At 72.7% G+C, this 12,641-nt stretch carries 10 protein-coding genes; 1 reads left to right on the top strand and 9 read right to left on the bottom strand.

What is annotated here, in order from left to right:
- Nucleotides 1-16: 16 nt before the first annotated feature.
- From ACI2K4_RS02700 to eccD, 8 genes are all read right to left on the bottom strand, one after another.
- Nucleotides 17-355 (bottom strand): hypothetical protein, encoded by a 339-nt coding sequence (locus tag ACI2K4_RS02700; RefSeq protein WP_404508184.1) that lies wholly within the window; start codon nt 353-355, stop codon nt 17-19.
- A complete protein-coding gene (locus ACI2K4_RS02695; RefSeq protein ID WP_404508183.1) occupies nt 352-789 on the bottom strand; it encodes a YbaB/EbfC family nucleoid-associated protein in 438 nt (145 codons plus the stop codon). The genes ACI2K4_RS02700 and ACI2K4_RS02695 overlap by 4 nt, the downstream gene beginning before the upstream one ends.
- Before the next feature lie 42 nt (nt 790-831).
- Nucleotides 832-3,150 carry a WXG100 family type VII secretion target gene (locus ACI2K4_RS02690; protein ID WP_404508182.1) on the bottom strand — a complete coding sequence of 773 codons (2,319 nt, stop codon included), beginning with the start codon at nt 3,148-3,150 and terminating at the stop codon, nt 832-834.
- Between the two features lie 174 nt (nt 3,151-3,324).
- A complete protein-coding gene (locus ACI2K4_RS02685; protein WP_404508181.1) occupies nt 3,325-3,648 on the bottom strand; it encodes a hypothetical protein in 324 nt (107 codons plus the stop codon).
- A gap of 82 nt (nt 3,649-3,730) precedes the next feature.
- Nucleotides 3,731-4,027 (bottom strand): WXG100 family type VII secretion target, encoded by a 297-nt coding sequence (locus tag ACI2K4_RS02680; RefSeq protein ID WP_404508179.1) that lies wholly within the window; start codon nt 4,025-4,027, stop codon nt 3,731-3,733.
- Nucleotides 4,028-4,104: 77 nt separating this feature from the next.
- A complete protein-coding gene (locus ACI2K4_RS02675; RefSeq protein ID WP_404508177.1) occupies nt 4,105-4,401 on the bottom strand; it encodes a hypothetical protein in 297 nt (98 codons plus the stop codon).
- A gap of 73 nt (nt 4,402-4,474) precedes the next feature.
- A complete protein-coding gene (gene eccB, locus ACI2K4_RS02670) occupies nt 4,475-5,872 on the bottom strand; it encodes a type VII secretion protein EccB (protein ID WP_404508175.1) in 1,398 nt (465 codons plus the stop codon).
- 5 nt (nt 5,873-5,877) lie between these two features.
- Nucleotides 5,878-7,275: a type VII secretion integral membrane protein EccD gene (gene eccD / locus ACI2K4_RS02665; protein WP_404508173.1), complete on the bottom strand. Its 1,398-nt coding sequence runs from the start codon at nt 7,273-7,275 to the stop codon at nt 5,878-5,880.
- A 224-nt stretch (nt 7,276-7,499) separates the two neighbouring features.
- On the opposite strand from eccD, the gene eccCa reads away from it, so the two are divergent.
- Nucleotides 7,500-11,462, top strand: a complete 3,963-nt coding sequence (gene eccCa / locus ACI2K4_RS02660; RefSeq protein ID WP_404509162.1) for a type VII secretion protein EccCa — start codon at nt 7,500-7,502, stop codon at nt 11,460-11,462.
- Here the strand turns inward: eccCa and ACI2K4_RS02655 are convergent.
- Nucleotides 11,425-12,633, bottom strand: a complete 1,209-nt coding sequence (locus ACI2K4_RS02655; protein ID WP_404508172.1) for a S8 family serine peptidase — start codon at nt 12,631-12,633, stop codon at nt 11,425-11,427. The genes eccCa and ACI2K4_RS02655 overlap by 38 nt on opposite strands.
- Nucleotides 12,634-12,641: the final 8 nt, after the last annotated feature.

The raw sequence follows: 12,641 nt of genomic DNA, 5'->3' as shown, positions 1-12,641 counted from the left end.
CGCCCAGCACACCGCCTCAGTGCGGCAGGTTCGACCCGCCGTTCCAGGTGCCGGCGGTGTCGACGTTCTCCGCCTCGTACGTCTCCAGCAGGTTGCGCAGCTCCGTCACCCGGTCGCCGTCGCCGAGGGACAGGTCCCGCAGCCCGGTGAGGACGAACAGGGTCTCGGGCAGGTCCCGGTCCACGTCCTTGACGATCGCCTCGTCCACCTCGCCCCGTACGCTCGGCACCACCGGCGCGTTCGCGGCGCGCTCGGCGTCGAACTCGTCGACCACCCCCCGCATGTGTTCGAGGTAGGTGGCGAATGCCTCGGCGCGCAGCCGCTCGGTGTCGGCCGAGATGACCGGTTCGGTCATCGGCCGTCCCCGCTCTCCCGCCGGTCGGTCGCTTCCTCGCCCGGGAACGGCTCGTTCGCCATCCGGATCGCCTCGCGCATCATCGAGTCGAAGTCCACCGTGCCGTTGATCATGTCGAGCGCGGACATCCCGGCCGGCAGCACCGACTGGAACGTGGCCGCGACCGCCGCCTGCGCCTTCGCCCGGGCCTCGGCGATCGTGTCGATCAGCAGGGTGGCCAGTTCGGCGGCGGGCATGGTCCGGTACGACCTGGTCAGGAACTTGATGTCGACCAGGTCACCCCGGCTGTTGACGGTGACGGTGATGGCCCGGTTCTTCGACGTCACCGTCGTCTCCGCGCCGTCGAGTTCCTCCTGCACCCCGGCGAGCGCGGCCTGGCTGCGTTCGAGCTCGGCGTACGCCTGCTCTATCTGGTTGTGCAACGGGCTGGACATGGTGCTCCGGTGCTCCTCTCGCTCGGGAAGGTGCTGGGGTGGTCAGCCACGGCCCCGGGTGGTGCCCCGCGACGGGCCGTACGGCGACTGTGGACCCCGGGCGGGCGCGGGTCGCCGCGTCTCGGACTGGTCGTACTCCGGGCTGTCGTCCCGGCCCACCACAGCCGGCGCGCAGTCCGGGTCGGTGCCCCAGACCTCTTCCTCCTCGGCCAACCAGGTGGTCCGTTCGCGCTCCTTGCCGTTGTCTCCGTTACCCGGGCTGCCCATCCCGCCCATGCCGCCCATCGGCGGGATGAACGGCACGCCGCCCATGCCGTTCGCACCGGTGCCGACCACCCCGTTCGCGCCACCGAGTCCGGCCTGCACCACCGCCCCGGGCAGGTTCTCCAGGCCGAAGCCGCCGCTGTTGAAGCCGTTGCCGGCGCCGCCCATCTGGATGCCGGTGAGCGCGCCGGCACCGGCGTAGCCGGGGGGTGGGGTGCCGAGCGGGCCGACCACCGAGCCGGCCGTGGGGTTCGCGCCACCGGAGCCGAAGCTGCCGGGGTCGATTTCGGTCGGGAACTGGCTGCTGGGCGGGAACGATCCGCCCAGGGTCGGGTCGTCCAGGCCCGGGATGCCGGACCAGCCGCCGCTGCCGACGCCCTCGCCGAGGCCGCCGATGCCCGTGCCGAGACCGTCGTCGGAGCCCGACCCGGAGTTCGACCCGGAGTTGGAGCCGGACCCCGATCCGGAGCCGGCGCCGGAACCGAGCCCGGAGCCGAGGCCCGTTCCGGGCGGCTTCTGGCCACTGCCGGCGCCCGATCCACTGCCGGCGCCGCCGCCACCGGTGAAGGAGCCGCCGCTGCCCAGACCGGGAATCGTGATCCCGCCACCGGCGCCGCCGCCCGAGCCCCCGGAGGCACCGCCGCCGGAGATCCCACCGATCGACGTGCCGCCGCCCGGACCGCCGGTGAAGCCGGGACCGGAGTTCGCGCCACCGGAGATCCCGCCGATCGACGTACCGCCCCCGGAGCCCCCACCGTTGTTGCCACCGGCGGCGAACTGGGAGGGGTCGAAGTTCCCGCCGCTGTTGCCGCCGCCCCGGAAGTTGGACCCGCCGCCGCTGCCGTCGCCGCTGTCACCGCCCCCGAGGCCCGAGGTGTCGAACCCGCCCTCGCTGCCACCACCACCGCCACCGCCGCCACCGTTGCCGAGCCCCGACGTGTCGAAGCCCCCCTCACCGCCACCGCCGGGGCCGTTGTTGCCGCCGCCGTTGATGCCGAAGTTGTCCCCACCACCGGGCGGCGGGATCTGAGTCGGGTCCGGCGGCGGTACGTAGAAGGTGCCCCGGTAGAGGTCCGGGATCACCCGCTGCAACTTGTCCGTCGTGTTGACGAAGTTGTCCATCAGCGCCTTGGTCGCGGCCAACGAGGCGGTGTTCAGCTTGTTCAGCTCGTTGGTCCAGGCCGTCTTCGTGTCGGTGTCGAGCTGCTGCCACGCCGCGGGCTGCATCAGGTCGTACGGTCCGGGCAGTCCCTGGTCCGGGAAGGTGAAGTTCCAGACCTCGTCGTAACCGCCGGTGGTGGTGCCGCCGGTGAAGAAGCCGGGAAACTTGACCGTCCGGTCGTACGCGTCGACCTGCTGTTCCATCGACTGGACGATCTGTCCGACCAGCCAGTTCGGGTCGTAGAAGCGGTATGCCTTGAAGGCGTCCCAGGCGTTCACCATCGCGGTCTTGAAGGTGACCACCGCGTCGCCGCTGCCGTTGAGGAACTCGATCCAGTCGTCCGGCTCGGTGATGTTCTCCTTCAGGTAGAGCATCGTCCGGTTGATGTCCTCCATGGCGAACACGAAGGCGTCCGCCGCCGAGCCCTCGAAGCCGCTCGCGTCCTGGTCGATCTCACTCACCAGGGTCTGCACCCGGGGCTGGCCGGTGTTCATCAGCCAGTTCGCCACCTCGTAGAACAGGTGCGCGGCGTCGTAGAGGGTCTGCGGGTCGAGGAACGGGTTGCTCAGGATCTGCGAGGTGATCTCGTTGCTCATCGCGACCAGCATCTGGGCCTGCCGGGCCGGTCCGGTCTCACCGCCCTCGTAGAACGTGATCCAGCCCCGGATGAGCTGGAAGTTCTCGATGGTGTCGGTGTTGCGTTTGCGGTAGAGGGTGATCCGGTTCCATCCGGCGTGCGCGGGGTCCCCCGGCATCCAGTGGTTCCACGGGCTCTGGTGGGAGCCTTCCGTGTTGTACCGCCGGTCGGCGGAGATCCAGTACGAGGTGTCGAGCTGCACCCAGGCGGGATTGGTGATCCGGGTGTGGTCCACGTCGTCGTCCGCGCCGAGAATGTCCTTCAGCGCCGGCACCCAGTTCATACCTGGCTGGGTCATGGGTCATCCTCTGCGGTCGGTGGCCCGGTGGGGCCTCGGCGGCGACGGTCGTACGACGGGTGGCGGATCACGGTTGTCCGGTGCCACCGGCACCGGGTCGGCCAGCCCGACCGGGTTACGGCGGGGTCGATCGCCCCGGTGCCGGCCGCGGTACGGTCGGAGGTGGCGTTACGGTCAGAAGTTCGGGATCCGGCCGCGGAACTCGCCGACCGTCATCTCGTTGAGCGACTCGATGTCGTCCGTCGTGTCGACGAACGCGCGCAACTGCTGGCGACGGGTGGTGAAGAGCACCCCGAGCTGGTTCAGCCGCTGCTTCACCACCCCGCCCTGCGCCTTGAGCTGGGTGGAGAGGTTCTGCCCCACCACGAAGTTCTGGTGTCCGGGCTTGATGATCATGTTGTCGATCGGCCCGTTCGCCGCGCCCGGGGCCTCGCCGCCGAGCACCGTGTTCTCCGCCGCGACCCGGCGGATGAACGCCTCGTCCACATTGATCGGCACGTTTCACCATTCCTCTGGGAACCGACTGGTGCGTGGTCGGTGGGTCGGGTGGCGCGGCGCGCCACCCGACCCACCGGGAAGATCAGATCGAGCCCTCGAACAGGGCCGCACCCTGGGTGTCCGCGATCTGGTACGTGTCGCGGATCCGGTCGATCGCGCTCGCGCCCGAGTTCAGCGCGGCGTTCATCTGACCCATCCCGAGGTGCCAGGTGTTCTGGGCGGTCTGGTAGGAACCCGCCGTGTTACCGGTGTTCGCGGCGATGAACCGGTTGACCACCTGATCGAGGTCGGCCAGCGCCTGCTCGATCGACCGGGTCACCCCGCGCAGCTCCTCACCGCTGGCCAGCAGGCCGTCCGGGTTGAGGCCGTAGGTCGCCATGCGTCACTCCTGTCCGTCGAACTGCTCGTCGTCGATGCGGTGCCGGCCGGGTGCCGGCGGGTGGATCCGGCGGAACATCAGGGCTGGTACCACTTCGCGTGCGAAGCCGACTCCTGCTCCGCGTTGCCGGAGACCTGCAGGTGCTGGGTCATCGCCGCGCGCAACTGCTCCAGGCCGTTGCGCACCTGGGCCAGGCCGCCACGCCAGTTCTGCAGCTCCTGCATGTACCGGACGGCCGCCTCGCCGTGCCACGGGGTGGAGCCGGAGACCGCGTCGACGCTGCGGTCGGCGGCGTTGCAGTCGGCCATCGCGACCTCGAAGGCGGCCAGCAACTGCCGGATGGTCGCCTCGTCTACCTCGTTCGGTTGGGCCATCACACACGTCCTCTCGTGCCGTTCGGTTGCCTGTTGCGGGACTCAGTCGTACCGGACCGGTTCGTCGCGTCGATCACCCCCGGGCCCGTGCCGGATCGAGCAGTGGCCCGGTCGGCAGCAGCTCCAGCAGGGCCGGCGGTACGGTGACCGCCGCCGAGGTGGAGTAGCCCAGCGCCTTCGCCACCGAGGGATTGACGAGCGGGTACTTGATCCCCGCGTCGGTGACCACGAAGTAGCTCGTACCGGGTGCCTGCCCCGGACGGCCGAGCCGGACCAGGCCACCGATCCCGGCCGCGATCGCCACGGCCGTCGCGGTCCGGGCGGTCCGGGTCACCCCGACACCGTCACCGGGTGCCACCCCCCGGGCGGGCAGCGGTGACTCGGCGGTCAACTCGATCCCGTTGGCCGTACCCTGGTGCAGGCACCACACCTGCCCCGGTCCGGCGCCCGCCACCGCCGGTGGGGACTCGGGCAGGTCGCCCGGGAGCACCGGCTCCTTCGAGCCGGGCAGCCCGGTCAGCGCCGCCGCGGTCAGCTCCACCGGTATGACCGGCTGGCCGCCGTACGCCCGCGCGGTCTCGGGGTCGCTCGACACCACGGCGACGCCGGTCGGGGTGAGCTGACTCAGGCCGTCCCGCCGCAGCAGGTAGTGCCGTTCGGCGGTGCCGGCGACACGGGCCACGAAGAGCTGCCCGATCCGGGTCGGGCGGCCGTCGATCGTCGGTCCGGGATCGCCCCGGCCGGAGACCGCCAACGGTCCGATGTCCGAACCGGCCGGCAACTGGTCCAACCAGCCCGGTTCGACCTGCACCGGGGCGGCGTCGTAGCCGAAGGCCCGGCTGAGCCAGGTCTGGGTCAACGCGAACCGCCGGCCACGCCAGACCAGGAACGTCTCGCCGCCCGGCGCGCGGGCGACGATTCCCTGATCGGCGCCGACCGGGGGGCCGACCGGCGCCCGGTCGACCGTCAACGTGGTCGCGGTGGCCAGGGTGCCGGCGTCGTCCCGCCCGGCCACCGCGCAGACGGTCCAGGTCGCACCGGCCAGGGCCGTCGGGCCGGGCAGCGCGTCCGGTGCGCCGACGATGCCGACCGAGGCGCCGCGCGGCACCGTACGCAGGGAGGCGGCGGAGACCGTACTGACCGCCGGCTTCTGGCCGAAGAGGAGCAGCGCCGAGCTGTAGTTGAGCACCGGACGCAGCCGACCGTCGACCAGGACGTACCGGCTGCCGGTCTCCTTCTCGACCACCACCGTGCCCGGCTTGCGCCAACCGGTGGCGCCACCGGGACGCAGGAAGCCGTACACCGTGAAACCTGCGACCACCAGGGCCGCGACCAGCACCCCGGCGACGGTCCCGACCAACAGCCGGCGGTGCGGGTTCTCCGGCGCCTCCGGCTCCGCCGCCACCAGAGCCGAGGTGAGCCGCCCCAGCACGTACGACTGGGCCTGCACCTGATCCCGACGCGACTGCACCTCGATCAGCCCCCCAGCGCCCGCGCGTAGCCGTACACGCCGAGCACCGCGAGCAGGACGGGGAACATCGCCACCGTGGTGACGGTCTGCGCCAGGTCACCGATCCGGCCCCAGTACGGCATCATCCGCCGGCCCGGCATCGTCCGGGCGATCACCGTCAGCACCGCCGCGCCGACCGGCACCAGCGCCGCCGGCACCAGCAGCCGGCCCAGCGGCTGCGCCGTCGCCGCCACGTGCAACGTCACCGCGACCACACCGGCCAGGGCCGGCGCGGCCATCCAGAGCCGGTGCCAACCGCTGTTCATCGGTCGGGCGGCGAGCAGCCGGACCAGTGTCACGAGCAGCACCAACGTGATCGACGCCCATCCCCCGGCCGTGCCGACCAGCACCAGGGCGGCGCCGGTCACGGCGGCCAGGCCGGCGTACAACGCGCTCATGTAGCGGTCGGCGACGGCGGTACGGGCCAGCAGCGGTTCGCTCGGCTCCGGGTCGATCTCCTCCTGGAGGTGTTCGGGTTCGGTGGGCAGTGGCGCCAACCGCAGGCCGGCGAGTCGGAACGCGAGCATCGGCACCGCCGTACCGGCCACCGTCGCCGCCACCGCGACCACCGCGCTGGCCCGGTCGGCGGCCAGCGGCACGAACGCGGCCAGGGCCGCCCCGGCGGCGGCGAGGAGACCAGCGGTGATCAGCCCGGAGAAGAGTGGACCGGCCCAGCCGACCAGGGCCAGGCCGATCGCGGCGACGGCCAGGGCCGCCACCGACGCGGCGAAGACGTGTGGTCCGGTGAACGGGGTACCGGTCGTCGCCGCGTCGAGGTCGAGCAGGAGGATTCCGGCGAGCCCGGCGTACCCGATCGCGGCGAACGCGCAGACCAGGCCGAACGCCCGGTCGCCGCCGGCCCGGGTCAGCGCGAACGCGGTGACCAGGCAGGCCAGGGCGAGCGCACCGGCGGTGATGGCCCGGGGCACCGGCGGTCCGGCCAACGCCAGCACCGCCAGACCGACACCGAACAGGGTGACGAGGAGGCCGAGCGAGGCCCACCGGATCATCTCCGGGCGCCAGCGACCCGCCCGGGCCTGGGCCCCGGTGGCGATTCCGTCGATCAGGTCGTCGAAGTCGACCGGGGGGATCTGTTCGGAACGTGGCCGCAGGTGCACCACCTCGCCGTCGCGCAGCCCGAGCGAGGCCACCGTCCCGTCCTCGTCGAACGGCGGCGAGCCGAGTCGCTGGAGCACCCAACCGCTGTGCAGCAGCCCGGTGTCGGCCAGGTTCTCGCCCAGGTGGTGCAGCAGTGCCGGCAGGAGATCGGCCACCAGCACCTGGGCCGGTACGGCCACCTCGACCTGACGGTCCGGCCCGCACACGACCAGGCGGCACATCTCTCCGTTGGCGACGATGGTCACGCCCTCACTACGGACCGCCCGCGAGTCGGTTCACAATCGACAGAGGGTTTTTCGCCACAGTTCTCGGTGCCGCAGGTTTTTTCCGGCGCCGATTGATCCGACCCGGGGATCGGCGCGTTGTAGGACGCACCGGCCCCGTGAAACGCAGGGCCCGAACCCTGGACAGGTAGGCAACGGTGACCACGGTCGTGTTCCGGCGCCCGGCCCGACGTAACGGTCCGGAGATGCCGTCCGGCGAGATCAGCCTCCAGGAGCCGCCCGAGCTGCCGGAGATCCAGTCCGGCGGGCTGCGCGGCATGATGACCTTCCTGCCGATGATGCTCATGTCCGGCGTGATGATGCTGATGTTCGTCGGCCCGTCCCGGGGCGGCCCGATGACCTGGATGATGGTCGGGCTGTTGGTGGTCGCGATGGGCGGCATGATGGTCGGCCAGATGGCGCTCAGCGGCGGCGACCGCAAGCGCCGCCTCGGCGGCGACCGCCGCGACTACCTGCGCTACCTGGCGCAGAACCGACGCCGGGTCCGGCGGTACGTGGGCCAGCAGCGCGACGCCAGCGCCTGGCGCCATCCCGAGCCGGGCACCCTCTGGTCGGTGGCGATGACCTCGCGCCGCTGGGAGCGGCGGGGCACCCATCCCGACTTCCTCGAGTTGCGGGTCGGCACCGGTCGGCAGCGCCTGGCGACCCGGATCGCGCCGATGCAGACCAAGCCGATCGAGGACCTGGAGCCGCTGTCGGCGAAGTCGCTGCGCCGCTTCATCAAGGCGTACAGCACGATCGAGGACCAGCCGGTCGCCCTCTTCCTGCGCGGGTTCGCCCAGATCCGGGTCACCGGCCCCGACGAGCAGCGCCGGGCCATGCTGCGGGCGCTGGTCACCCAGCTCGCCACCTTCCACGCGCCCGAGGAGGTGATGGTCGCGCTCTGTCTCGGCGGCGACGGTGCCGGCGCCTGGGAGTGGGCCAAGTGGCTGCCGCACGTCCAGCACCCGGTCGACCAGGACGCGGCCGGTTCGGCCCGGCTGGTGGCGGAGAACATCGAGGAGATCGAGCGGCTGCTCGGCGAGTCCTTCTCCGCCCGCCCCCGGTACGAGCAGGGTGCCACCCCGAGCCGGGACGAGCCGTACGTGCTGGTGGTCTGCGACGGCGGTCGGATCCCGACCGGTGCTCGGATGGCCTCCGGGGGTTACCGCAACGCCCTCCTGATCGAACTCGGTACGGCACCGGCGGCCACCCCGCGCGAACTGCTCTGGCTGGACGTGGCCGACGGTCAGGTGGAGATGGTCCGACACGACGCGGTGGGGCGGGAGACGCGTACCCCGCTGGCCCGGGCGGACGGGTTGAGCGTGGCGAAGTCCCGGGCGGTGGCGCGGATCCTGGCGCCGTACCGGCTCAGCATCTCCACCGAACCGGCGGCGGAGGCGCTCACCTCGGACTTCGACCTGGCCGCCCTGCTCGACATCAGCGACCTGAGCCGGCTCGACGTGGCCAGCGCCTGGGCGCCACGGGCCCCCGCCGACCGGCTCCGGGTGCCGATCGGGATCGACTCCGACGGTGTCCCGGTCGAGCTGGACATCAAGGAGTCGGCGCTGGGCGGCATGGGTCCGCACGGCATGCTGATCGGCGCCACCGGGTCCGGCAAGAGCGAGTTGCTCCGTACGCTGGTGCTGGCGCTCGCCGCGACGCACTCCTCGGAGACGCTGAACCTGATCCTGGTCGACTTCAAGGGCGGCGCGACCTTCCTCGGGCTGGACCGGCTGCCGCACACCTCCGCCGTGATCACCAACCTGGCCGACGAGGCCGCCCTGGTCAGCCGGATGCGCGACGCGCTGCACGGCGAACTGGTCCGGCGTCAGGAGCTGCTGCGTCAGGCCGGCGGGTTCAGCTCCGCCCTGGACTACGAACGGGCCCGCGCCCAGGGTGCCCCGCTGGACCCGCTGCCCACCCTCTTCGTGGTCGTCGACGAGTTCAGCGAACTGCTCGCCGCGCACCGGGAGTTCATCGAGCTGTTCGTGATGATCGGCCGGCTGGGGCGGTCGCTCGCGGTGCACCTGCTCCTGGCCAGCCAGCGCCTCGACGACGGTCGGATCGCGCAGCTCGAGTCACACCTGTCCTACCGGATCGGGCTGCGTACGTTCTCCGCGATGGAGTCCCGCTCGGTGATCGGGGTGCCGGACGCGCACGAGCTGCCGAGCCAGCCCGGCAACGGCTACCTGCGTACGCACGTGTCGACGCTGATCCGGTTCAAGGCGGCGTACGTCTCCGGCCCGTACCGCCCGAAGACCGCCCGGGTACGTCAGGAGGTGGTCCAGCAGCAGGTGGTGCCGTACCTGCTCGAACACGTGCCGTACCGGGTCCCGGAGGAGAGCGCCGCGCCGCTGGCGCCGGAACCGGACGGGGTGGAGCCGGACAGCAACGCCGCGAGCGTGCTCTCGGTGGTGGTGGACCAGCTCACCGACCAGGGACCGCCGGCCCACCAGGTGTGGCTGCCCCCGCTCGGCGCGGCACCCACGCTGGACCAACTGCTTCCGGCCCTGGCACCGGACCCGGAGCAGGGGCTGCGGCCCCCGGACTGGTCCGGCAACGGTCGGCTGGTGGTGCCGGTCGGCTTTGTCGACAAGCCGTTCGAGCAGGTCCGCGAGCTGATGACGGTCGACCTGGCCGGGGTCGGCGGTCACCTGGGGGTGGCCGGCGGACCGCAGAGCGGCAAGAGCACCCTGCTGCGTACGGTCATCGGTGGTCTCGCGCTCACCCACAGTCCCCGCGAGGTGCAGTTCTACTGTCTCGACTTCGGCGGCGGCGCGCTCGCCTCGATCGCCGACCTGCCGCACGTCGGCAGTGTGGCGAGCCGACTCGACACCGACCGGGTGAGCCGGACCCTGGCCGAGATCACCGCGCTGATCGCCGACCGGGAGCGGCGGTTCTCCGCGCTCGGGGTGGACAGCATGGCGACGTACCGGCAGCGGCGGGCGGACGGCACGATCGACGACGACCCGTACGGCGACGTCTTCCTCGTGGTCGACGGCTGGTTCACGCTGCGGCAGGAGTTCGAGGCCGGCGAGGCGGCGATCCGGCAGGTCGTCGCCCGGGGCCTGAACTTCGGCGTACACCTGCTGCTGACCACGGCGCGTTGGTCGGAGGTGCACCACGGGATGCGGGACCAGATCGGCACCCGGCTGGAGCTGCGCCTCGGCGACCCGGTCGACTCGGCGATCGACCTGCGGCTGGCGGCGACCGTGCCGCGTATCCCGGGCCGTGGTCTGACCGCGCAGAAGACGCACTTCCTGGGTGGGCTGCCCCGGATCGACGGGGTGTCCGACCCGAGCACGGTCGCCGACGGGGCGCGCGGGCTGGCCGCGATGGTGAACGACTTCTGGGACGGCCCGGCCGCCCCGGCGGTGCGTACGCTGCCTGCGGTGCTGCCGGCGGCCGACCTGCCCGCGCCCGAGGGCGACCTGCGGGTGGCGCTGGGCCTGGACGAGGAGCGGATGCGCCCGGTCTGGCACAACTTCGAGGAGGTGCCGCACCTGACCGTGCTCGGCGACACCGAGAGCGGCAAGACCGCGCTGCTGCGGCACCTGGCGGCGGCGGTGACCCGCCGGTTCACGCCGAAGGAGGCGCGGATCATGGTGGTCGACTTCCGGCGCCAGTTGTTCGAGTCGGTGCCGTCGGAGTACCGCCTGGGCTACTCGGTCTCGCCGGACTCCACAAAGGAGGCGGTCGCCGACGCGGTCGAGGGGCTGCGCAGCCGGGTGCCGGGCCCGGACATCACCCCCGAGCGGCTGCGGCGCCGCGACTGGTGGGCCGGGCCGCGCCTGTACGTGCTGGTCGACGACTACGACCTGCTCAGCGGCCACGACAGCCCGCTGCAACCGCTGATCCCGTTCCTGCCGCAGGGCACCGACATCGGGTTCCACCTGGTGCTCAGCCGGGGCGCCGCCGGGGTGATGCGGATGTCGATGGACCCGCTGATCAGGCGGTTGCAGGAGACGAACAGCCCGGACGTGGCGCTCTCCTGCCCACCGTCGGAGGGGCCGCTGCTCGGCAACACCAAACCACGGATCCTGCCGCCGGGACGGGCCATGCTCTGCACCCGCCGGGGCAGCCGGCTGATCCAGACCGCCTGGGTGGAACCGGCGGTCGACCAGCAGGTCAGCGTGCCCGCCAGCGACGCCGCCGGCCGGCCCTGACCGTCACCGCGGCGGCCAGGGCGAGCAGGGTGCCGGCCCCGACGGCGGCACCCACCAGGCCGGCGCGGGCGACCCTCGGGTCGGGCGCCGCCGCGACCGGCAGCACCGCCGGTGCCGGCCGGGGCTCGACCCGGAGCGCCGCCTGACCCGGGTCGAGCACGGAGACGGCGGCGTACGGGTCGACCGTCCCGGCGCCCAGGGCCGGGGTACGCGCCGCCCCGGGCGGGTGTTCGGCGGTCAACTCCAACCGCTGGCGCACCTGGTCGGCGGTCAACCCCGGCCGGTACGCCCGGACCAGTGCCGCCGCACCGGCCACGTACGCGGCGGCGACGGCCGGACCGCCGACCCGGTAGTGGCCCGGTCCGCTCGGCCCGACACCGACCGCCTCGGCCCCCGGGGCGACCAGGTCGACCCCGGACTCCTCCACCGTCGGCTCGGTCGGCTTGCCGTCGGCGTCGATTCCGCCGACCGCGACAACCTGCTCGAAGCCGGCCGGGTACCAGACCACGGGCTGACCGGGCTGGTTCGCGCCCCGCTGGTCACTGGTCGCCGCGACGAGCACGATGTCGTGCGCCACCGCCTCCTCCACCGCGGCGCGCAGGTTGGCGTCGGCGCCGGCGACCCCGGTGCCGACCAGGATCACCTTCGCCCCGGCCGAGGTGGCGGTACGGATACCGTCGGCCAGGTACTCCGGGCGCAACCGCCCCTGGCCGTCGACGATCCGGACGGGCAGCACCGTCACCCCGGGCGCCAGCCCGACCACCCCGGTGCCGGTGACCGGGCGGGCCGCCACGATGCCGGCCAAAGCGGTCCCCCGCCCCCGGCAGTCCCGGTCGGCCCGCCCACCCGCCACCACGTCCCGACCGGGCAGCACCGCCCCGGCGAGTCCGGCGGCGACGGCGCTGACCCCGGTGTCGATCACCGCCACCGTCACCCCGGCGCCCCGGCTCAGCGGCCACACCGACTGCGGCGCCAGCCGGGCCACCGGCCACGGGACCCCGGCGAACGGCACCGGGGAGGGACCGACGCAGGTGTTGGTGACCACCGGCAGCGTCGGCGGCTCCTCGGCGGCGTACCCGGCCCCGGCCGGTAGGCCGAGCACGAGCAGGACGGTGCAGGTCGTCGACCCGACCGTCCGGGCGAAAGCCCGTCCCCGCTGGTGCGTCGTCATGGCACTCT

The organism is Micromonospora sp. NPDC050397 (assembly GCF_044901685.1).
Classification (GTDB): Bacteria; Actinomycetota; Actinomycetes; order Mycobacteriales; family Micromonosporaceae; genus Micromonospora_G.
This window is presented reverse-complemented; position numbering and strand designations above follow the sequence as displayed.